20 protein-coding genes and 2 tRNA genes are annotated in these 20,715 nt (G+C 73.2%); 12 read left to right on the top strand and 10 right to left on the bottom strand.

Going from position 1 to position 20,715, the window contains the following annotated elements:
* Positions 1 to 20: 20 nt before the first annotated feature.
* Positions 21 to 1,262 (top strand): beta-ketoacyl-[acyl-carrier-protein] synthase family protein, encoded by a 1,242-nt coding sequence (locus tag CFT82_RS09220; RefSeq protein ID WP_088818778.1) that lies wholly within the window; start codon positions 21 to 23, stop codon positions 1,260 to 1,262.
* A complete protein-coding gene (locus CFT82_RS09215; protein WP_088818776.1) occupies positions 1,259 to 2,707 on the top strand; it encodes an acyl-CoA carboxylase subunit beta in 1,449 nt (482 codons plus the stop codon). The genes CFT82_RS09220 and CFT82_RS09215 overlap by 4 nt, the downstream gene beginning before the upstream one ends.
* Before the next feature lie 62 nt (positions 2,708 to 2,769).
* On the opposite strand, the gene CFT82_RS09210 is transcribed toward CFT82_RS09215, so the two are convergent.
* Positions 2,770 to 3,306 (bottom strand): DUF3145 family protein, encoded by a 537-nt coding sequence (locus CFT82_RS09210; protein WP_088818774.1) that lies wholly within the window; start codon positions 3,304 to 3,306, stop codon positions 2,770 to 2,772.
* A gap of 193 nt (positions 3,307 to 3,499) precedes the next feature.
* Here CFT82_RS09210 and CFT82_RS11905 point away from each other — a divergent pair, with 193 nt between their 5' ends.
* Positions 3,500 to 3,658, top strand: a complete 159-nt coding sequence (locus CFT82_RS11905) for a hypothetical protein (RefSeq protein WP_200815109.1) — start codon at positions 3,500 to 3,502, stop codon at positions 3,656 to 3,658.
* Positions 3,659 to 3,697: 39 nt separating this feature from the next.
* On the opposite strand, the gene CFT82_RS09205 is transcribed toward CFT82_RS11905, so the two are convergent.
* Positions 3,698 to 3,771 (bottom strand) — tRNA-Ile (locus CFT82_RS09205).
* Between the two features lie 73 nt (positions 3,772 to 3,844).
* Here CFT82_RS09205 and CFT82_RS09200 point away from each other — a divergent pair.
* The gene (locus CFT82_RS09200) at positions 3,845 to 4,975 is read left to right on the top strand and encodes a glycosyltransferase (protein ID WP_088818772.1); all 1,131 of its coding nucleotides are present in this window, start codon (positions 3,845 to 3,847) and stop codon (positions 4,973 to 4,975) included.
* A 98-nt stretch (positions 4,976 to 5,073) separates the two neighbouring features.
* Here CFT82_RS09200 and CFT82_RS09195 read toward each other — a convergent pair.
* The 3 genes from CFT82_RS09195 to CFT82_RS09185 form a co-directional block, all read right to left on the bottom strand.
* A tRNA-Asn gene (locus CFT82_RS09195) sits at positions 5,074 to 5,149 on the bottom strand.
* A 69-nt stretch (positions 5,150 to 5,218) separates the two neighbouring features.
* The gene (dnaG, locus tag CFT82_RS09190) at positions 5,219 to 7,147 is read right to left on the bottom strand and encodes a DNA primase (protein WP_088818771.1); all 1,929 of its coding nucleotides are present in this window, start codon (positions 7,145 to 7,147) and stop codon (positions 5,219 to 5,221) included.
* Positions 7,147 to 8,514 carry a deoxyguanosinetriphosphate triphosphohydrolase gene (locus CFT82_RS09185; protein WP_327078689.1) on the bottom strand — a complete coding sequence of 456 codons (1,368 nt, stop codon included), beginning with the start codon at positions 8,512 to 8,514 and terminating at the stop codon, positions 7,147 to 7,149. The genes dnaG and CFT82_RS09185 overlap by 1 nt, the downstream gene beginning before the upstream one ends.
* Before the next feature lie 365 nt (positions 8,515 to 8,879).
* Between CFT82_RS09185 and CFT82_RS09180 the strand changes: the two genes are divergently transcribed.
* Both CFT82_RS09180 and CFT82_RS09175 read left to right on the top strand, forming a co-directional pair.
* Complete coding sequence (locus CFT82_RS09180; RefSeq protein ID WP_088818767.1) at positions 8,880 to 9,911, top strand: aldo/keto reductase family protein; 1,032 nt, start codon at positions 8,880 to 8,882, stop codon at positions 9,909 to 9,911.
* A gap of 14 nt (positions 9,912 to 9,925) precedes the next feature.
* Positions 9,926 to 10,846 carry a sulfurtransferase gene (locus CFT82_RS09175; RefSeq protein WP_088818873.1) on the top strand — a complete coding sequence of 307 codons (921 nt, stop codon included), beginning with the start codon at positions 9,926 to 9,928 and terminating at the stop codon, positions 10,844 to 10,846.
* Between the two features lie 30 nt (positions 10,847 to 10,876).
* On the opposite strand, the gene dusB is transcribed toward CFT82_RS09175, so the two are convergent.
* Positions 10,877 to 12,073: a tRNA dihydrouridine synthase DusB gene (gene dusB / locus CFT82_RS09170; RefSeq protein ID WP_088818766.1), complete on the bottom strand. Its 1,197-nt coding sequence runs from the start codon at positions 12,071 to 12,073 to the stop codon at positions 10,877 to 10,879.
* A gap of 44 nt (positions 12,074 to 12,117) precedes the next feature.
* Here dusB and CFT82_RS09165 point away from each other — a divergent pair, with 44 nt between their 5' ends.
* Positions 12,118 to 12,723 carry a LysE/ArgO family amino acid transporter gene (locus tag CFT82_RS09165; RefSeq protein WP_088818764.1) on the top strand — a complete coding sequence of 202 codons (606 nt, stop codon included), beginning with the start codon at positions 12,118 to 12,120 and terminating at the stop codon, positions 12,721 to 12,723.
* Positions 12,724 to 12,738: 15 nt separating this feature from the next.
* Here the strand turns inward: CFT82_RS09165 and CFT82_RS09160 are convergent, their stop codons facing one another.
* Positions 12,739 to 13,680: an ArgP/LysG family DNA-binding transcriptional regulator gene (locus CFT82_RS09160; protein WP_088818762.1), complete on the bottom strand. Its 942-nt coding sequence runs from the start codon at positions 13,678 to 13,680 to the stop codon at positions 12,739 to 12,741.
* A gap of 96 nt (positions 13,681 to 13,776) precedes the next feature.
* On the opposite strand from CFT82_RS09160, the gene CFT82_RS09155 reads away from it, so the two are divergent.
* Positions 13,777 to 14,382: a LysE/ArgO family amino acid transporter gene (locus CFT82_RS09155; RefSeq protein WP_088818761.1), complete on the top strand. Its 606-nt coding sequence runs from the start codon at positions 13,777 to 13,779 to the stop codon at positions 14,380 to 14,382.
* Between the two features lie 79 nt (positions 14,383 to 14,461).
* Here the strand turns inward: CFT82_RS09155 and CFT82_RS09150 are convergent, their stop codons facing one another.
* A complete protein-coding gene (locus tag CFT82_RS09150) occupies positions 14,462 to 15,868 on the bottom strand; it encodes a glycine--tRNA ligase (protein ID WP_088818760.1) in 1,407 nt (468 codons plus the stop codon).
* A gap of 83 nt (positions 15,869 to 15,951) precedes the next feature.
* Between CFT82_RS09150 and CFT82_RS09145 the strand changes: the two genes are divergently transcribed.
* From CFT82_RS09145 to CFT82_RS09130, 4 genes are read left to right on the top strand one after another with little or no spacing between them, the layout of a single operon-like run.
* Entirely contained in the window at positions 15,952 to 16,980 is a 1,029-nt protein-coding gene (locus CFT82_RS09145) for a metal ABC transporter substrate-binding protein (RefSeq protein WP_088818758.1), read from the top strand.
* Positions 16,977 to 17,675 carry a metal ABC transporter ATP-binding protein gene (locus CFT82_RS09140; RefSeq protein ID WP_088818756.1) on the top strand — a complete coding sequence of 233 codons (699 nt, stop codon included), beginning with the start codon at positions 16,977 to 16,979 and terminating at the stop codon, positions 17,673 to 17,675. The genes CFT82_RS09145 and CFT82_RS09140 overlap by 4 nt, the downstream gene beginning before the upstream one ends.
* Complete coding sequence (locus tag CFT82_RS09135; RefSeq protein ID WP_088818754.1) at positions 17,668 to 18,651, top strand: metal ABC transporter permease; 984 nt, start codon at positions 17,668 to 17,670, stop codon at positions 18,649 to 18,651. The genes CFT82_RS09140 and CFT82_RS09135 overlap by 8 nt, the downstream gene beginning before the upstream one ends.
* 27 nt (positions 18,652 to 18,678) lie before the next feature.
* Positions 18,679 to 19,077: a Fur family transcriptional regulator gene (locus tag CFT82_RS09130; RefSeq protein WP_088818753.1), complete on the top strand. Its 399-nt coding sequence runs from the start codon at positions 18,679 to 18,681 to the stop codon at positions 19,075 to 19,077.
* 30 nt (positions 19,078 to 19,107) lie between these two features.
* Here CFT82_RS09130 and CFT82_RS09125 read toward each other — a convergent pair whose 3' ends face one another.
* Complete coding sequence (locus tag CFT82_RS09125) at positions 19,108 to 19,896, bottom strand: isoprenyl transferase (RefSeq protein ID WP_088818752.1); 789 nt, start codon at positions 19,894 to 19,896, stop codon at positions 19,108 to 19,110.
* On the bottom strand, positions 19,893 to 20,711 hold the full coding sequence (gene recO / locus CFT82_RS09120; RefSeq protein ID WP_088818750.1) for a DNA repair protein RecO: 819 nt from the start codon (positions 20,709 to 20,711) through the stop codon (positions 19,893 to 19,895). The genes CFT82_RS09125 and recO overlap by 4 nt, the downstream gene beginning before the upstream one ends.
* Between the last annotated feature and the right edge of the window lie 4 nt (positions 20,712 to 20,715).

Genomic DNA, 20,715 nt, shown 5'->3' with positions numbered 1-20,715 from the left:
CCCTGACTTCCGGAGGAACCATGACCGACGTCGTCGTCACCGGTCTCGGCGCGATCACCCCGTTGGGTGCGACCGCTCCGCAGACCTGGGAAGCACTGCTCGCCGGGGAGTCCGGCGCCGCCCCGCTGCCCCCCGAGTGGGCTGACCAGTACGGGCTGCCCGTGACCTTCGCCGCACAGGTGCGGACCGATGTCGAGTCGGTCCTCTCCCGCGTGCAGGTCAAGCGGATGGACCGCACCGCCCAGATGGGCCTCATCCCCGCCCAGGAGGCGTGGGCCGACGCGGGTGAGCCCGAGGTCGACCCGACCCGCCTCGCCGTCGTCATGGGCACCGGCATCGGTGGCGTGGTGACGGTGATGGACCAGTGGGACGTGCTCAAGGAGAAGGGCGTCCGCCGGGTCTCCCCGCTCACCGTCCCGATGCTCATGCCGAACGCCGGGGCCGCCGCGATCTCCCTGGCGCTGGGCGCCCGGGGAGCCTCCCGCACCCCGGTGAGCGCCTGCGCCTCCGGTGCGGAGGCGGTGGCCACCGGGCTGGAGATCCTCCGTCGCGGTGAGGCCGACGTCGTCGTCGTGGGCGGCTCGGAGAGCTGCATCCACCCGATGCCGATGGCCGGCTTCTCGCAGATGCAGGCCCTCTCCACCCGCAACGACTCACCGAAGACGGCCTCCCGGCCGTACGACCTCGGCCGCGACGGCTTCGTCCTCGGCGAGGGTGGCGCCTCGCTGGTCCTGGAGAGCGCGGAGCACGCCGCGGCCCGAGGCACCCGGGTCTACGCCCGCGTGCTGGGTGCCGGCATGACCTCCGACTCCCACCACATCGCCGCCCCCGAGCCCGAGGGCACCGGGGCGGCCGGGGCGATGACGCTGGCCCTGCAGGACGCCGGGATCGAGGCCTCCGACGTGGCCCACGTCAACGCCCACGCCACGAGCACCCCGGTCGGCGACGTGGCCGAGGCGAAGGCGATCCGCCGCGCGCTCGGGGCCGCCGCCGACGAGGTGGCCGTCTCCGGCACCAAGTCTCAGACCGGTCACCTCCTCGGTGGTGCCGGTGCGCTGGAGTCCGTCCTCTCGGTGCTGGCGGCCCACCACCGGCTGGCGCCGGCGACCCGCAACATCGAGGAGCTCGACCCGGCGATCGACCTCGACGTGGTCCGCGACGAGCACCGTCAGCTGCCTGCCGAGGGCGACCTGGTCGTCCTCAACAACTCCTTCGGCTTCGGTGGCCACAACGTCGCCGTCGCCTTCGGGACCGTGCAGTGAGCGCCGCCCGGCCGCCGCGGGACCAGGACCCGCGCAACCCCGTGAAGCGCCTCGAGCGCTTCCTCGACGAGGGGGCCTGCACCCTGCTCCAGCCCTGGGGCGACGAGGGCATGGCCTCCGCCCGCGGACGGGTGGACGGCACCGAGGTCGTCGTCTTCGCGGCCGACCCCACCGTCCAGGGCGGCGCCATGGGCGTCGAGGGCTGCCGGATCGTCGTGGAGGCCTACGAGCTGGCACTGGAGCTGGAGTGCCCGATCGTCGGTCTGTGGCACTCCGGGGGCGCCCGGCTCGCCGAGGGCGTCGTCTCCCTCCACGCGGTGGGCGAGGTCTTCGCCATCATGACCCGCGCCTCCGGGCGCATCCCGCAGATCTCCCTCGTGCTCGGCCCCGCGGCCGGTGGCGCCGCCTACGGCCCCGCGCTGACCGACCTGGTCGTCCTCGGCCCCGAGGGGCGGGTCTTCGTCACCGGGCCGGACGTGGTCCGCAGCGTCACCGGTGAGCAGGTCGACGCCCTGCGGCTGGGCGGCCCGGAGCCGCACGGCCGCCGCTCCGGCGTCGTCCACGTGGTGACCGAGACCGAGGACGAGGCCTTCGAGCGCACCCGCACCCTGTGCACCCTCCTCGGCGCCCAGGGCGAGCTCGACCTGGAAGCGGTCACCGACCGCGACCTGGTAGCCACCTTCCCGAGCTCCCCCAAGCGCGCCTACGACGTGCACCCGCTCGTGGCCGACCTGCTCGACGGCCCGGGCGCCGGGGACGAGGTCAACCCGATGGCCGTGGTCCTGCCGGAGGACTCCGTGGAGCTCCACCCGAAGTGGGCACCGAACATCCTCACCGTGCTGGGTCGCGTGGGCGGCCGCACCGTCGGCGTCATCGCGAACAACCCGATGCGCCTGGGGGGCTGCCTGGACTCCTCCTCCGCGGAGAAGGCCGCGCGCTTCGTGCGGCTCTGCGACGCCTTCGGCGTGCCGCTGGTGGTCCTCGTGGACGTGCCCGGCTACCTGCCGGGCGTGGGCCAGGAGTGGGACGGCGTGGTGCGCCGCGGCGCCAAGCTGCTGCACGCCTTCGCCGAGGCGGTCGTCCCCCGGGTGACGCTCGTGACCCGGAAGACCTACGGCGGGGCGTACATCGCCATGAACTCCCGCGCCCTGGGCGCCACCAAGGTGTTCGCCTGGCCGGCGGCCGAGATGGCCGTGATGGGCCACGTGGCCGCCATCCGGATCCTCCACCGCCGCAAGCTCGCCGAGGTCGACGAGGCCGAGCGGGCACAGGTCGAGGAGGAGCTGGCCGCCGAGCACGCCGTGCTCTCCGGCGGCCTGGAGCGCGGCAAGGAGATCGGCGTGGTGGACGAGGTCGTCGAGCCGTCGGTCACCCGCTCCGCGATCGCCACCGCCCTGGCGGAAGCACCGCAGCGGCGGGGACGGCACGGGAACATCCCGCTCTGACGCGCACCGGACTGCCGACTGACGCGCGGACGCCGCAGCCCGTGCCGGGAGGGACGGGCTGCTCAGCCCGCCGCGTGGAGATGGCGGACGGGGGCGTCCTCGCCGGCGTGGCGGTACACGTCGAGCTCGGCGTCCCACGCGGTGCCCAGCAGCCGGTCGATCCCGTCGGCCAGCGCGCGGGCGTCACCGCGACTGGCCTCGACGAGCGCGCGGAGGCGGTTCTCGTGGATCATCGCGTCCCCCACCGCGTTCGTGGCGGTGTGGTGGATGCCCAGGGCCGGGGTGTGCGACCAGCGGGAGCCGTCGTGGCCCGGGGTGGCGTCCTCGGTGACCTCGTAGCGGATGCCATCGAAGGTGCGCAGCCGCGTCGCCACGGCTGCACCCGTCCCGGCCAGGCCGTGCCAGCTCAGCTCCCCCCGCACGGTCCCGGGCTGGGCCGGCTGCGGGATCCACTGCAGTCGCGAGGCGGTGGCCGGCGGACGGGCATGGGGCCCGAACACCCCCTGCAGCGCCCACTCGATGTGGGGGCACAGGGCAGTGGGCGTGGAGTGCACGAACACCACGCCGCGGGTCTGCGAACGCGCAGTCGTCCCGGACATCAGATCCTCCTGTGATCGGCGACGTCTTCCCCTACGCGTCGATCCGCGGTCTGTTCCCGGTGCTGCTGTGCGGTTGTGGGCTCAGTCTGCACCATCGGTCAAGGGTTGCCAAGCCGAAGGCGCCCCGGGGCCGGTCCGCCGGACATGACTCCGGTCATGGGCACCCGCGCCCCGCTCCGGCGATGATGAGGGCATGGACAACCGTGTGCTGCTCTTCCTCGCCATCGCCGTCACGATCATGTACGGGGTCGGCTTCACCGCGATCGACTGGAGCGCCTACGCCTCGGTCGGAGCCGGCGTCGTCACCGTGGCCTGGGTCGCCTACGGCATGCTCGGGCGGGACGAGCACTGAGCCCCGGATAACGGGCGGCGCCGGAGGGGGCGCCACGCGTGGGCCAGGTGGGGCTTGAACCCACGACCGACGGATTATGAGTCCGCTGCTCTGACCGGCTGAGCTACTGGCCCCGCACCCTCGGCGAGGGCGTGGGCGCGAGGATAGTCTGTGCGGGCCTCGCCCCCGACCTGAGGACTGCCTGTCGTGCGCATCGTTCGTGTCGCCAACTTCGTGAGCCCGTCCTCCGGCGGGATCCGCACCGCCCTGCGCCACTGGGGGGAGCGCTATCGCGAGCTGGGCCACGAGGTGCACCTGGTCATCCCGGACCCGGAGGAGGGCACCTCCGAGCGCACTCCCCCGGTGCTGGAGCCGCAGGGCTGGGTGCACCACGTGCCCGCCACGCCCGCCGGCGCCGGGTACCGCCTCATGTGGGCCCGCACCCCCGTGGCTCGGCTGCTGCGCGGCCTCCAGCCCGACCGGCTCGAGGTGCACGACCGCTCCACGCTGCGCTGGGTGGGCCCGTGGGCGCGCCGTCACGGCATCCCGACGATGATGCTGAGCCACGAGAACATGACCGGCATCCTCATCCGCCGCCTGCACACCCCGGAGCGGCTGGCGGAGATCACCGCGGACTTCATCAACGGCAAGTCGGCCGCCGACTTCGACCGGATCGCCTGCCCCAGCCACTACGCCGCGGCCGAGTGGCGGCGCTTCGGGGCCGACGCCCGGGTGGTGACCCTCGGTGTGGACCTCGAGTCCTTCCAGCCCCCCACCGGCCCGAGCGAGCTCACCCCGGACGGCCGTCCCCGGCCCGCGGGGCAGGTCCAGCTCGTGCACTGCGGTCGGCTCTCCCCGGAGAAGAACCCCGGCCTGTCCATCGCAGCCGTCCGGGAGCTCATCGCGCGCGGGCACGACGTGCACCTCACCGTGCTCGGCCACGGCCCGATGCGCGACGACCTGCGCGCCGAGGCGGCCGACCTGCCGGCCCTCTTCCACGAGTACATCTCCGGCCGGAAGGAGCTCGCCGAGGTCCTGGGCCGGGCGGACCTGGCCATCTCCCCCGGGCCGGTGGAGACCTTCGGGCTGGCGGCGCTGGAGGCCCTCGCCTGCGGCGTGCCCGTGGTCTGCCCCGACGAGGGTGCCCTGGCCGAGGTCGTGGGAGCGGCCGGTGCCGTGGCGCCCTCCACCGGGCCCCAGTTCGCCGACGCCGTCCTGGAGGTCCTGGCCCGCGGCGATCTCACGGAGGTGGCCCGCGAGCAGGCCGAACGCTTCAACTGGGAGGACTCCACGGCCCAGATGCTCGCCATCCACGCGGAGCTCGGCCCGATCGACTGAGGGACGCCCCGCGGCGGGAGGGGCCGCTCCCGGCAGGGTCCGCCCCACGGAACGCAGAAGGCCGGTCCACATGGACCGGCCTTCTGCGTTCTTCCTGCTGGCTCCCCCGGTTGGACTCGAACCAACAACCCTCCGGTTAACAGCCGAATGCTCTGCCAATTGAGCTACAGGGGATCGCTTGAACAGCGGCGTGAACCATAGCACTGCGATGGACGATCGGTCCAACTCGGCGGCTGCTGGCGGTCAGCGGGCCGCCCGGAGCAGCTGCAGCTCCCGCTGCCAGCCCTGCAGGCGCAGGGCCAGCTCACGCGCCTGCGCGGGGTCCTCGTCGCCCAGGCGGGTGAGCTCCCCCATCGCCCCGGCGATGCGGCTGTTGAGCTCCACGATCCGCAGCCGGGCCACCAGGCCGCGCACGTACCCCTCGACCGGCAGACCGTTGACCATCCGCACCGGGAGGTCAGCCACGGCCAGCTCGCCGACGAGCTCCCCCACGCGGGGATCCGCGTGGTCCCGGACCTGCTGGACCCAGGCACCGTGGGAGAGGGTCACCGCCCGCTCGATCCCCCCCGCGGCCAGGATCGCCTCGTGCACCAGCGCGAGCGCCGGCGCCGAGTAGGCCGAGGCGGTGAGATTGCCGAAGTCGGCCTCCACCACGGCCCGCGGGTACTGGAGGGCCACCTGCAGCAGCTGCCGCTCGGCCGTGTGGTCCGGGTTCCGCGGGTTCACCGGCGGGAGCGGCGGGGGGCCCTGGGACGCTGCGGGCTCCGCGGCCGGCGACTCCCCGGCGCGGCGCCGCTGGGCCTCCCGCTCGTGCTCGACCTGCGCGGCCGTGCCGCCCCGGGGCGCGTTGCGCACCTCCCGGGCCAGGGCGTCGACGTCCACCCCGATCCAGCCGGCCACGGTGCGCTGGTACTCCGGCTGCAGTGACCGGTCCCGGATGCCGGCGATGATGGGCGCCGCCGCCCGCATCGCCCCGACCCGCCCCTCCGGCGTGCCGAGCTCGTAGCGCTCGATCGACGTGCGCACGGCGAACTCGAACATCGGGATGGCGTCCTCGACGAGCTGCCGGACCGCCAGGTCCCCGTGGCGCAGCCGCAGGTCGTTGGGGTCCATGCCCTCCGGGGCGACGGCCACGTAGGACTGGCTGGCCCAGGCCTGGTCGGCGGCGAAGGCCTTCATGGCCGCCTTCTGGCCGGCGGCGTCCCCGTCGAAGGTGAAGACCACCCGGGCCGGGGCACGGTCGGCCTCGTCCCGCAGGATGCGCCGCAGCACCTTGATGTGCTCGGCACCGAAGGCCGTGCCGCAGGTGGCCACCGCGACGTCCACGCCGGCGAGGTGCGCCGCCATGACGTCGGTGTACCCCTCCACGACGACGGCCCGGCGGCCCCGTGCCATCGACCGCTTGGCCAGGTCCAGGCCGTAGAGCACCTGGTTCTTCGTGTAGATCGGGGTCTCGGAGGTGTTGAGGTACTTGGCGGCGATCCGGTCGTCCTCGAAGATCCGCCGGGCCCCGAAGCCGATCGTGTCCCCCGTGATGTCCCGGATCGGCCACATGACGCGGCCCCGGAAGCGGTCGTACATGCCGCGCCCGCTGCGCCCGGCCAGACCGGCGGTGAGGAGCTCCTCGTCGGTGAACCCCCCGGCCCGCAGGTGCTCGTAGAGGGCGGTGCCGGTGCGGGGCGCGAAACCCACCATGAAGTGGGCCGAGTCCTTGCCGGTGAAGCCCTTCGAGCGCAGGAAGTCCCGCCCGGGACGGGCGTCCCGGTCCCGGAGGAGGGCCTGGTGGTAGAACTCCTCGGCCGCACGGTGGGCCTCCACGAGGCGGGCCCGCTTGCCCAGGCCACCCTCACGGCGCGGCCCGGATCCCTCCTCGTAGCGCAGCTCGTGCCCCACCGAGGCGGCCAGCCGCTCCACCGCCTCGGTGAAGCTCAGGTGGTCGACGCGCTGGACGAACTCGATGACGTCCCCGCCCTCGCCGCAGCCGAAGCAGTGCCAGTGCCCCACGGCAGGGCGCACGTGGAAGCTGGGGGTCTTCTCGTCGTGGAAGGGGCACAGCCCCTTGAGGGAGCCCACGCCGGCGGTGCGCAGGGTGACGTGCTCCCGCACCACCTCCTCCAGGGAGGCCTTCTCCTTGACGAGCTGGATGTCCTCGCTGCGGATGAGCCCGGCCATCAGTGCCCCGCACCGTGCCGGCACCAGCGGTGGTGCTCCATCCAGGCCCGACCGTCGGAGAGGGAGGCCACCTGGTCGATGACGGCACGCCGGGCCCGGGCCGTGTCCCCGGCGGCGGCCGCGGCGTCGTGGTCCTCCCGGTACTGCGGGTCAAGCCGGTCGGGGTGGGCGGTCCACATGGCCACCAGCTCCTGCAGCGCCTCCCGCTGGCGGGCCATGAGCTCCAGCCGGTGCTCGGTGTTCATCATGTAGGTGTAGGCCACCGCCTTGAGCATGGCGATCTCGGCCTGCACCTGCAGCGGGATCACCAGGTCGGCGTCGAAGCGGGTGAGGTGCCCGGCCTCGTGCTGCGCCCGGGTGGCGTCGGTGGCCGTCTGCACGAGATGACCGATGAGTCGGCTGGTCATGTCCTTCAGGGCAGCCTGGTCCCGCCGGGTGCCGTCGTAGCGGGCCGGGATCACCCCGTGCGCGGTGAGTCCCTCCATGGCCCCCACGAGGACCGAGGCCGGCAGGTCCGGGGCGTAGGTGCGGGCCGCGTTGGCGGCGATGCCCGCGACCTCGGCCGGGTCGTGGAGAGCCCGCACGTCGAGGTGCCCGGAGGTGATGGAGTCCTCCACGTCGTGCACCGAGTAGGCGACGTCGTCGGCGAGGTCCATCACCTGCGCCTCCAGGCAGCGGCGGCGGGCCTCGGGGGCGTCCCGGCGCACCCAGGCGAAGACCTCGGCATCGTCGGCGTAGGCGTTGTACTTGGCCGTGCCCTCCGGCCCGTCGTCGGCGACCCACGGGTACTTGATGACCGCGTCCAGGGTGGCGCGCGTCAGGTTGAGACCCACGCTGCGCCCGTCGGCCCGGAAGCGCTTGGCCTCCAGCCGGGTGAGCAGCCGCAGGGACTGGGCGTTGCCCTCGAAGCCGCCGATGTCGTGGGCGAGATCGGCCAGGGCGTCCTCACCGTTGTGCCCGAAGGGCGGGTGCCCCAGGTCGTGGGAGAGGCAGGCCGTGTCGACGACGTCCGGGCTGCACCCCAGCGAGACGGCCATCTCCCGGCCGATCTGGGCCACCTCGAGGCTGTGGGTGAGCCGGTTGCGCACCACGTCGTTCATGCCGGACTGCATCACCTGCGTCTTGGCCGAGAGCCGACGCAGGGCGGCGGAGTGGATCACGCGGCCACGGTCGCGGGCGAAGTCGTCACGGTCGGCCCGCTTCTGGGCCGGGTCCTCGGGCTCCCAGCGCTCACGGTCGGCCACCGCGTAGGAGTCCACCCCGGCCCCGCCGGTGGGCGCGTCGGTGCTCGGCGGCACCCAGTCGACTCCGCCCGCCAGCGACCTGACCGGCCCGGTTCCGCGCTCCTGCCACTGGTTCTCGTCCACCCGACGAACGGTACCCCGCACCGCCCCGGAGGCCGGCCGGGCTCTCCACCGGTCTGCCACCATGCAGGCGGGGGACCCACCCCCGCCCAGGACCGCATCCGACGCGGGACCCGCAGGGGCCCACATGTCGCACCCCCAGCCCGACCCGTACCACCCCACCGGCCCGCAGGACCACGGTCCGCAGGGCGCCGGCCCGACCTTCGGGGGCGGCCTGCGCGGCGCCGTCGACCCCGGCTTCGTCGAGTCGATGACGGACTGGGGATTCACCAAGTACGTCACCCCGAAGGTCATCAGCCTCGTCTACGTGCTGGCCATCGCCGTCATCGCCCTCGGGCCCCGGCTCGGGGGCGCAGTAGCGTGGGGGCATGGAGTACCCCCGACTCGGACGAAGCGGCCTGCGCGTCTCGCGCCTCATCTACGGGAACTGGCTGACCCATGCCTCGCAGGTGGAGGCCGACGCCGCCGAGGCGTGCGTGCGCGCCGCCCTCGAGGCCGGCATCACGACCTTCGACACCGCGGACACCTACGCCAACACCGAGGCCGAGAAGGTCCTCGGGCGCGCCCTGGCCGGGGAGCGGCGCGAGGGGCTGGTCATCGCCACCAAGTGCTACTGGCCGATCCGCCCCGACGGGGCGCCGCAGGACCAGGCCGGGCCGAACGACCACGGGCTCTCCCGGAAGCACGTCACCGAGGCCCTCCACGGCTCCCTGCGCCGGCTGGGCACCGACTACGTGGACCTCTTCCAGCTCCACCGGTACGACCACGACACCCCGCTGGAGGAGACGATGGAGGCGCTGGCCGACCTCGTCCACGCCGGCAAGGTCCACTACGTGGGCGTCAGCGAGTGGACGGCCGACCAGCTCCGCCGCGGCCACGCCCTGGCCCGCGAGCTGCGCATCCCCTTCGTCTCCAACCAACCGCAGTACAACCTGCTGTGGCGCGTCATCGAGCCGGAGGTGGTCCCGGCCTGCGCGGAGCTCGGGCTGGGGCAGATCGTCTGGTCGCCGCTGGCCCAGGGCGTGCTCACCGGCAAGTACCGCCCCGGCCGTCCTGCCCCGGAGGGCAGCCGCGCGACGGACACCCACGGCGGGCAGTCGATGATGCAGCACCTGCTCAAGGACGAGCTGCTGGAGAAGGTGGCCCGCCTGCGCGAGCTGGCCGAGGAGGCCGGGATGCCCCTGCACCACCTCGCCCTGCAGTGGGTGGTCCAGCAACCGACGATCACCTCGGCCATCGTCGGCGCCTCCCGCCCCGAGCAGGTGACCGACAACGTGCGGGCGCTGGAGGTGGAGCTGGACGAGGACCTCCTGGCCCGCGTGGACGAGGTGCTCGGCGACTCCGTCAAGCGCGACCCCTCGCTCACCCGCTCCCCGCAGCGCATCGCCGAGTTCGGCTGACCGTGGAGGACCCCGTGGACAGCACGCCGTTCATCACCCCGCAGGAGCTCGCCGCCCGGCTGGAGACCCCCGCGCAGCACTCCGGCGGACGCCCGGTCGTGCTCGACGTCCGGTGGAGCCTGGGCGGCGGTGCCGACCCCGGGGCCTTCGCGACCGGTCACGTGCCGGGGGCCCTCTTCCTGGACCTCGAGGAGGTGCTCACCGGCCCGGTGGGCCCGGACGGAGCCGGTGGGCGGCACCCGCTCCCCGCGGCCTCCAGCGTGCGCACCTGGCTGGACGCCCGGGGCATCCCCGGTGAGCAGCCGGTGGTGGTGCTGGACGCCGGGCACGGCGCCGGGGCCGCCCGCGCGTGGTGGGTCCTGCGCGACGCCGGCCAGCAGGACGTCTCCGTGCTCGAGGGTGGCCTGGACGCCTGGCAGGAGGCGGGCCTCCCGGTCGAGCCAGGGAGCGCGGCGAGCACCCCTCCCCCGGAGCCGCCCGGCCCGGACGACAGCGGGACGGACCCGGACGGTGGGCACACCCTGCCCCTCGTCGACGCCGAGGACCTCCTGGCCGGCCTCCCGCCGGGTGTGGTGCTGCTCGACGCCCGCCCCGCACCGCGCTACCGCGGCGAGGAGCTCGGCCCCGACCCGGTGGGTGGGCACGTCCCCGGCGCGGTCAACCTCCCCGCCGGAAGCCTCTACGAGCGGGGGCGCCTGCGAGCGCTCGAGGAGCTCCGGCAGCGCTTCGCCGACGCGGGCGTGGGGCCCGCCACCCCGGTGGTGGCCTCCTGCGGCTCGGGCATCACGGCCACCCAACTCGTCCTGGCCCATCAGCAGGCCTTCCCGGAGGCCCCGGAGCCGACCCTCTACGCCGGGTCCTTCAGCGACTGGATCAGCGACCCCGCGCGGCCGCGGGCGCAGGGCCCCGAGCCGGGTGAGATGCCGGGGCGCTGAGTCCGCTCAGCCCCGGGGCGCTGAGTCCGCTCAGCCGCCGTCGACGGAGAGCTCGGCGGCCCGCATCCGGGCGGCCCAGGTCTCGTCGAGCTCCCGGCTGGCCAGCCAGTTCTCCGGCAGGGCGACCTGGCGCTCGGAGCCCTTGCGCCCCCGCGGGCCGTCGGCGGCCTCGGCGGGCCACTCCTGGTCCAGGTCGAGGGTGCCGATGAGCCGGTCCAGGTCGGCCAGCGAGTTCACCAGCCCCAGCTGGGAACGCATCTCGCCCCCGACCCGGAAGCCCTTGAGGTACCAGGTGATGTGCTTCCGGATGTCCCGGCAGGCGTGGTTCTCGTCCTCGTGGAACTCCGTGAGGTACTCCGCGTGCCGGCGGAGGGTCGCGGCCACCTCCCGCAGGTTCGGGGTGACCCGCTCGTCGGACCCGGCGAAGGCCGCGGCCAGGTCGGTGAAGAGCCACGGCCGCCCCAGGCAGCCGCGCCCCACGACCACCCCGTCGCACCCGGTCTGCTCGACCATCCGCAGCGCGTCCTCGGCCGACCAGATGTCCCCGTTGCCGAGCACGGGGATGCTCGTGACCGTCTCCTTGAGCCGAGCGATCTCCTCCCAGCGCGCCTGCCCGGAGTAGGCTTGGGAGGCCGTGCGGGCGTGGAGCGCCACCGCGGCGGCCCCCATGTCCTCGGCGATGCGCCCGGCCTCCAGGTGGGTGTGGTGCTCCTCGTCGATACCGATGCGCATCTTCACCGTCACCGGGATGTCACCCTTGCTGGCCTCCTCGACGGCCGAGCGCACGATGTCCCGGAAGAGGGTGGACTTCCACGGGATGGCCGCTCCCCCGCCCTTGCGGGTCACCTTGGGCACTGGGCACCCGAAGTTCATGTCGATGTGGTCGGCCCGGTCGTGCTCCACGATGTCGCGGGCGGCGGCCCGCACGGTGGCCGGGTCGACGCCGTAGAGCTGGATGGAGCGGGGGTTCTCCGCGGCGTCGAACTCCACGAGCTTCATGGTCACCGGGGTGCGCTCCACCAGCGCCCGGGTGGTGATCATCTCCGAGACGTACAGGCTGCTCGCCCCGCTGGCTCCCCCGGCAGCCAGCCCTTCGGAGCCGTACTCGCGGCAGAGCCGGCGGAAGGCACGGTTGGTGATCCCGGCCATCGGGGCCAGGACCACGGGTGAGTCGATCGTCAGGTTGCCGATCCGGAGCGGCGGGAGGACGGGGGCGGTGACACTCATGATCCGCCGATTCTCCCACGGGGGTCGAGCCGTAGGCTGCGCCGATGGTCCTGCCCATCGTCCTGGCCGGATGGCTCACCGGCATCGGCCTCATCGCCGCCGTCGGCGCACAGAACGCGTACCTCCTGCGGCGCGGGTTGCGCCGCGAGCACGTCCTGCCCCTCGTGCTCCTGTGCTCCCTCAGCGACATCCTGCTCATCGGGGCCGGGGTCCTGGGCGTCGGGGCGGTGCTCCACCGGTGGCCCCCGCTGCTGGACCTCGTGCGCTGGGGTGGGGCGCTCTTCCTCGTCGGGTACGGGGCGAGCTGCCTCTGGCGGTCGGCCCGCTCCAGCCAGTCCCTGACCGCAGGGCAGGGCGAGAAGCCGGTCAGCCTGCGGCGGGCGCTGCTCACGATGGCGGGCTTCACCTGGCTCAACCCGCACCTCTACCTCGACATCACCATCCTCGGCGGGCTGGCGAACGCCCACGGCCCGACCGACCGGTGGTGGTACTACGCCGGCCTGCTGGCGGCCAGCGTCACCTGGTTCAGCGCCCTGGGCTTCGGCTCGGCCCGACTCGCACCGCTCTTCGCCCGCCCGCGCGCCTGGCAGGTCTTCGACCTGCTCATCGGGCTGGTCATGATCGCGCTGGGGGTGGCCCTGGTCGCCTGATGCGGCCCAGCCCGCTCAGCGGCGGGGCAGATCGCCCCATGCCGCGGGCGGGCGGAGCACCTCCCGGGCGCGCTCCCCCAGCTCCTCCCCGATGAGGTCCAGCACGGTGGAGGCCAGCCGCGGTCGGTGCCAGACCACCGGCACCTCCCGGTAGCCCGGCCCGATCCGGGTCAGCTCGCCCGACTCCAGCTCGGCGTGCATGCGCCCCTCGGGAACCAGCCCCCAGCCCAGCCCGAGCAGCACGGCCTCCTCGAACTCGCGGTTGCCCGGGACGTAGGTGGTGGGTGGCCGCAGGTCGTGCCGGAGCACCCGGTCGAGATAGGCGTACTGGTGGTCGTCCTTGCGGTCGAAGGCGATGACGGGGGCGGTGGCCAGCGCCTCGGGCGTGGGGCCCTCGGGCAGGTGACGCTCGAGATAGCGGGGCGTGGCCAGGGGCAGGTAGCGGAGGGTCCCCAGGGGCTCGGCGGTGTGACCGTGGATCGGCGTGGGGTCCGAGCTCAGCGCGCAGACCACGCGTCCCTGCCGGAGCAGGTCGACCGAGTGCGCCTCGTCCTCGCGGAAGATCTCGAAGCTCACCGGCACCTGTTCCTCCACCGACGCCATCGCCGGCAGGAGCAGCAGGCCGAGGGTGTCCGCCCCGCAGGCCACCGGCACCGAGACGCGCACCCGGGGGTGCTCCTCGGACTCCTCGGACTGACTGGCCGTGAGCCGGGCCACCGCCTCGTCCCGCAGCAGGGACCACTGCACGGCCAGGGCCAGGAGGACCTCCCCGTCCGGGGTGGCCTGGACCGGCTTGGTGCGGGTGACGAGCACCGATCCGACCGCACGCTCCAGCGCGCGCATGCGCTGCGAGACCGCCGACGGGGTGATGGACAGGGCCTTGGCCGCCCGCTCGAAGGTCCCCTCCCGGACGGCCGCGCGCAGGGTGGTCAGGCCGATCGGGTCCAGGACGTCCATGGCCCGATCATGACATGAAGCACAGCTTCATTTGCTTGCTGAATCCTCATCATTCTGATGCGACCTCGCGCGCGGTGCGTTCCTACGGTGTGAGGCATGGAGCAGCTCACCCTCATCGCCTCAGGTCTCATCACGGGCATCGGCCTCATCGCCGCCGTGGGGGCGCAGGGTGCCTATCTGCTGCGCCGCGGGCTGAACCGGGAGCACGTCCCGGCCCTCGTGGCCTTCTGCACGATCTCCGACATCCTCATCATCGGCGGGGCGGTGCTGGGCATCGGCGCGGTCATCGAGCAGTTCCCCGCGGCGCTGGAGGTGGTGCGCTGGGTGGGCGCGGCCTTCCTCGTGACCTTCGGCATCGGCTCCTTCCGGCGCGCCCTGCGCCCGCAGACCACGAGCATCGCCGGGGAGTCCGGCATCGGCCTCACCCGCGCGCTCACCACGATGGCGGCCCTCACCTGGCTGAACCCCCACCTGTGGCTCGACACGATCCTCCTGGGCACCCTGGCGAACGCCCACGGCCCCGAGGGCAAGTGGTGGTACTACGTCGGGCTCTGCGGCGCCTCGATCGTGTGGTTCTCCGCGGTCGGCTTCGGCTCGGCCAAGATGTCGGGCTTCTTCACCAACCCCCGCGCCTGGCAGGTGCTGGACACCGTCGTCGGCGTGATCATGCTCGGCCTGGGCGCGGGCCTCGTCCTGCACTGACCCCGGGGGTGCCCACGCGAGAGGGGCCGGTCGACCACGTGGTCGACCGGCCCCTCTCGCGTCGCTGGGTGGCGATCCGTCAGCAGCCGACGAGGCGCTGCGCCAGCCACCCCTCCACCTCGGCCAGCGGCACCCGCTCCTGCTGCATGGTGTCGCGCTCGCGGATGGTCACCGCCTGGTCCTCGAGGGTGTCGAAGTCGACGGTCACGCAGAAGGGGGTCCCGATCTCGTCCTGGCGACGGTAGCGCTTGCCGATGGCCTGCGAGTCGTCGAAGTCGACGTCCCAGTGCTCGCGCAGGGCGGCGGCCAGCTCCTTGGCCTTCGGAGTGAGCTGCTCGTTGCGACTCAGCGGCAGCACGGCGACCTTCACCGGGGCGAGGCGCGGGTCGAGCTTGAGCACCACACGCTTGTCCATGCCGCCCTTGGCGTTGGGGGCCTCGTCCTCGGTGTAGGCGTCGATGAGGAAGGCCATGAGCGCGCGGGTCAGGCCGAAGGCCGGCTCGATGACATAGGGGACGTAGCGCTCCCCGGAGGCCTGGTCGAAGTAGGAGAGGTCCTGGCCGGAGTGCTCGGCGTGCACCGAGAGGTCGTAGTCGGTGCGATTGGCCACACCCATGAGCTCGCCGAACTCCGAGCCGGAGAAGCCGAAGCGGTACTCCAGGTCGATCGTCCGCTCGGAGTAGTGGGAGAGCTTCTCCTCCGGGTGCTCGTAGCGGCGGATGTTCTCCGGGTCGATCCCCAGGTCGAGGAACCACTGCTCGCAGGTCTCGATCCACTGATCGAAGTGCTGCGGGGCCTCCTCGGGGGCCACGAAGTACTCCAGCTCCATCTGCTCGAACTCACGGGTGCGGAAGATGAAGTTGCCCGGCGTGATCTCGTTGCGGAAGGACTTGCCGATCTGGGCGATGCCGAAGGGCGGCTTCTTGCGGCTGGTCTGCATGACGTTCGTGAACTGCGTGAAGATGCCCTGGGCCGTCTCCGGACGCAGGTAGTGCTTGCCGGACTCGTCCTCGGTGACACCCAGGTAGGTCTTCAGCAGGCCGGAGAACTGACGCGGCTCGGTCCAGGCCCCCTTGGTGCCGCAGTCGGGGCACCCGATGTCCGCGAAGGAGACGTCGTCGGGCTCCAGCTCCTTGCCCTTCGCCTGCGCCTTCTCGGCCACGCCCTCCTGGAGGTGGTCGGCCCGGAAGCGCTTGTGGCAGGAGAGGCACTCGGTGAGCGGGTCGGTGAAGGTCTTCACGTGGCCAGAGGCCTCCCACACGGCCGGCGGCAGGATGATCGCCGAGTCGAGGCCGACGACGTCGTCACGCTTCTGGACCATCGTGCGCCACCACTGGCGCTTGATGTTCTCCTTGAGCGCCACGCCGAGGGGACCGTAGTCCCACGCCGAGCGGGTACCGCCGTAGATCTCGCCGGTGGGAAAGACGAAGCCCCGGCGCTTGCAGAGGGAGACGACGGTGTCGACGGTGGAGGTCTTCTTGGCCATGGGCACAGGGTACGCAGCCACGTGGGGCAGCCCACAGGTGCCCACGTTGACAGCGGGACCGCAAGCGAGTGAGAATCGCTCTCATGCCATCCGCCCCCCTCCTCCCGCGCGGCACGGCCCTGGCCGGCGCCCTCCTCCTGACCCTCAGCGCCTGCGGCGGGGCCACCGACGGTGAGGGCGGGGCCGCCGGGGGCCCGTCGCAGCAGGGTGGCCGCGGCGGCGAGGACGCCCTGCAGGTCACCACGAGCTTCTACCCGATGACCAACCTGGCCCGCGAGGTCGGCGGGGACCACGTCCAGGTCTCGCAGCTCACCCCGGACGGCGCCGACCCCCACCACTTCGAGCTGAGCCCGAAGCAGACGGGGGCCGTCCAGGAGGCCGACCTGGTCGTCCACCTCGGCTCGATGCAGCCCGCCGTGGACGCCGCCGTCAAGGCGGTGGCCCAAGACAGCGCGTGGGACGCCGCCGAGGCCACCGAGCTCGAGGCGAAGGCCCACGAGCTCGGCGTCGGCGAGGGGCACGAAGGCGAGGGGCACGAGGGCGAGGGGCACGAGGGCGAGGGGCACGAGGGCGAGGGGCACGACCACGGGCCCGTCGACCCCCACTACTGGCTGGACCCGGTCACCTACGGCGAGTCGGCGACGGCCCTGGCCGAGGAGCTCGCCGAGCTGGACCCCGACCACGCCGCGGACTACCGGGAGAACGCCCGGGCCTACGTGCAGGAGCTCACCGCACTCGACGAAGAGCTCGAGAAGAGCCTCTCCTCCTGCCGGCAGGACACCCTGGTGGTGGCCCACGAGGCCTACGGCTGGTTCACCGCCCGCTACGGCCTGGACCAGCTGGCCGCGAGTGGGCTGAACAACGAGGCCGAGGTCTCCCCGCAGCGCCTGGCCGAGCTGACCCGCCTCATCGAGGACGCCGGCGTGAGCACGATCTACGCCGAGCCGCTCACCCCACAGGACAACGCCCAGACCCTCGCCGCCGAGACCGGCACCGGGGTGGAGGTGCTCGACCCCGCCGCGGGGATCACCGAGGACTCCCCCGCCCAGGACTACCTCGGGATCATGGAGCACAACCGGGAGGTCCTCGTGGCCGGCCAGGAGTGCTCGTGAGCACCCTCCCGGAGAGCCCGACCCTGGAGCTCGTGGGCGCCAGCTTCGGCCACGGCGGCCACCGCGTGGTCGGCCCGGTCGACCTCGTCGTCCCCCGCGGCCAGAGCCTGGCCATCACCGGACCCAACGGCTCCGGCAAGACCACCCTGGTCACGGGGCTCCTCGGCCTGAGCGACCACCTCGGCGGCCAGCTGCTCTTCCGTGGTCGCCCCCTGCACGAGCTCACCGATCGCAGCCGCATCGGCTACGTCCCGCAGCACCACACCGTGGCCGACCGGATCCACGCCACCGTCGGCGAGGTCGTGCTGGCCGGCCGGGTCGCCGCCCTGCCCTGGTGGCGGCACCCCGGGCGGGCCGACCGGGAGCGGGTGCGCGAGGCGGTGGAGGCCGTGGGCCTGGGCGACCGCATCGGCCACAACATCGCCCAGCTCTCCGGCGGGCAGCGACGCCGCGCACTCATCGCCCGCGCCTTCGTCAACGAGCCCGACCTGGTGATCCTCGACGAACCGACCGCCGGGGTGGACGTCTCCAACCAGGCCCTGCTGGCCGACGTCCTGCGCGGACTGGTGGACCGGGGCTACACGCTGGTCACCATCACGCACGAGCTCGGCCCCCTGCGTCCCGCCCTCGACCGGGTCGTCACCCTGGAGGCCGGGCGGATCGCCCACGACGAGGAAGGGCTCCGACATGGCTGAGCTCCAGCAGATGCTCGACTACGACTTCATGCGCCGGGCGCTGCTCGCTGCCCTCCTGGTCGGGACCATCGCCCCGATGGTCGGCATCTTCGTCGTCCAGCGCGGGCTGAGCCTCATCGGTGACGCGATCGGCCACGTGGCCCTGGCCGGGGTGGCGATCGGCGTCCTCCTGGGCACCGAGCCGATCTGGTCGGCCCTGGTCGTCTCCGTGGTGGCCGCCATCGGCATCGAGCTCCTGCGGCTCCGCGAGGACACGGCCAGCGACGTCGCCATCGCCCTGCTCTTCTACGCCGGGATCGCCCTGGGCGTCGTGCTGCTCTCGAGCACCGCGGCCGGAGGGGACACCTCCCTGCAGAACGTGCTCTTCGGCGCCATCTCCACCACCACCAGCCAGGACCTCGTCACCTTCTCCGTCATCGGGGGCGTCGCCGTGGCGCTCGTGCTCCTCCTGCGCCACCGCCTCTTCGCGGTGGCCCAGGACGAGCTGTTCAGCCGCTCGCAGGGCCTCCCGGTGACCTTCCTCAACATGCTGCTCTCGGTCCTGGTGGCCGCCACGATCGTCATGTCCATGCGGGTGGTGGGCCTGCTCCTGGTGTCGGCGCTCATGGTGGTCCCCAACGCCGCGGCCCAGCGGCTCGTGCACGGCTTCACCGCGGCCTGGCTCATCGCCATCGGCCTGGGGGCCCTCTCCTCGGTGGGCGGGGTGGCGATCAGCTACCAGCTCGACCTGCCCTCCGGCGGCACGATCGTCCTGGTCACCCTCGCCCTGTACCTGCTGGTGGCCCTGCTCGGCGCCGCCCTGCACCGGGCCCGGGTGGGGCGCCATCGCCGTTCCCACACCGACGAGCACCACACCCACGAGCACCACCCCGAGTGCGGTCACCCCATGGTCCGGCACGGCGACCACGTCGACTACCGTCACGGTGGCCACCTGCACCATCCCCACGGCGACCACTACGACGAGCACCGCGTCTGACCCGGCGCCGGGGCCCGAGGAGACCCGATGACTTCGCAGTCCCCCGTGCGACGCACGCGCCAGCAGCTCGCCATCCGGGAGGCCCTCGCCGGCCGGTCGGACTTCGTGGCGGCCCAGCAGCTGCACGCCTCGATGGTGAGCGGTGGCCACAAGGTCGGGCTGGCGACCGTGTACCGGGCCCTGCAGAGCTTCGACGAGGCGGGCGAGGTGGACTCGATCGTCACCGAGGCCGGGGAGACCCTGTACCGCGCCTGCGAGACGCCGCGCCACCACCACCACCTGGTGTGCCGGGAGTGCGGACGCACCGAGGAGATCGACGGGCCCGAGGTGGAGGCGTGGACCGCCCGGGTGGCCGCGGACCACGGCTTCAGCGAGGTCGAGCACACCGCCGAGATCTTCGGCCGCTGCCTCGACTGCGCCGCCTGACCGCGCTCCCGCCGGCGTGGCGGGCGCCGCTCAGGCGCTGCTGACCGGGGCGTCCACCGCGCCGCCGAAGCGGCGGTCCCGCCCGGCGTAGCGCTCCAGCGCGGCCCACAGGTGGCGGCGGTCGAAGTCCGGCCACAGCGTCTCCGGGAAGTCCATCTCGGCGTACGCGCTCTGCCAGAGCAGGAAGTTGCTCGTGCGGTGCTCGCCGGAGGAGCGCAGGAAGAGGTCCACGTCCGGCATCTCCGGGGCGTAGAGGTGACGGGCCACGGTCGCCGTGCTGATCCCGTCCGGGGTGAGGCGGCCGGCCTGCACCTCGCGGGCGATCCCCCGCATCGCGTCGACCAGCTCGGCCCGGCCGCCGTAGTTGACGCAGAAGTAGAGGGTGAGCCGGTCGTTGCTGCGGGTCATCTCCTCGGCGGCCTCGAGCTCCTTGATGACCCCCCGCCACAGCCGGGGCCGACGGCCCACCCAGCGCATCCGCACACCCCAGGCGTGGAGCTGGTCGCGGCGGCGGCGGATGACGGTCCGGTTGAAGCCCATGAGGAAGCGCACCTCCTCGGGGGAACGCCGCCAGTTCTCGGTGGAGAAGGCATAGGCCGAGAGGTGCGGCACCCCGGCCTCGATCGCCCCGGCCACCACGTCGAGCAGCGCCCCCTCCCCGGCCTCGTGCCCGGCGGTGCGCGGCAGCCCGCGCTCGTTCGCCCAGCGCCCGTTGCCGTCCATCACGACGGCCACGTGCTGCGGCAGCTCGGCCGCCGCGAGCTGCGGGGGCCGGGCTCCCGAGGGGTGCGGGAAGGGGTCGTCGTAGCGGGCGGTCATGCCGTGGCTCCTGTGGTGCTCCCCGAGGGGGTCGGGTGGGGGTGGGAGGTGGTCGGGTCGGTGGCCAGCAGGTCGTCCAGGTCGAGCTGGCGGACGGATCGGACCTGCCGCTCGGTGTGCCACTGGAGGTGCGCCAGGACGATCTCTTGGACCTCCCGCCGGCGGGCGGGCGCGGACGGCAGACCGAGGGCCGCCCGCACGCTCCCCCAGTCGTTGCGGACCAGGTCGTCGAGCAGGGCGATCGACTCCGGGTGCGGGGCGGTGGCACCGGCACGACGGCAGGACGGGCAGACGGTCCCCCCGGAGGCCACGTGGACCGCCCGGTGCGGACCGCCGGCCCCGCAGACCGCGCACTCGGAGGTCACCAGCGGCCAGCCCGCGATGGACAGGGCCCGGGACAGGTAGCCGGCCAGCAGCAGGTCGGCCGGCCACACCGGCTGGGCCAACGCCGAGAGCGCGCCCACGAGCAGCCGGAACTGGGCCGGGTTGGCCTCCCCCTCGTCGAGCAGGCTCTCGGCGGTCTCGCACATCACCTGGGCACACACCCACCGGGAGTAGTCGCGCGCGATGGGCTCCCCATAGCTGGCCAGGGACTCCGCCTGCGTGATCGTGTCCAGGCTCCGCCCCTCGTAGCACTGGACGTCCACGACCATCGCCGGCTCGAGGCGCGCCCCGAAGCGCGACTTCGTGCGCCGCACCCCCTTGGCCACGGCACGGACCTTCCCCCGCTGGTGCCCCAGCAGGGTGATGATCCGGTCGGCCTCCCCCAGGGGGTGGGTGCGCAGCACCACGGCCGCGTCACGGTAGAGCGGCATCGGG

Origin of the sequence: Kytococcus aerolatus, assembly GCF_900187395.1 — a bacterium.
In the GTDB taxonomy this organism is placed as follows: domain Bacteria; phylum Actinomycetota; class Actinomycetes; order Actinomycetales; family Dermatophilaceae; genus Kytococcus; species Kytococcus aerolatus.
The sequence above is the reverse complement of the archived record's forward strand: the minus strand, read 5'-3'. Positions and strand labels throughout refer to the sequence as shown.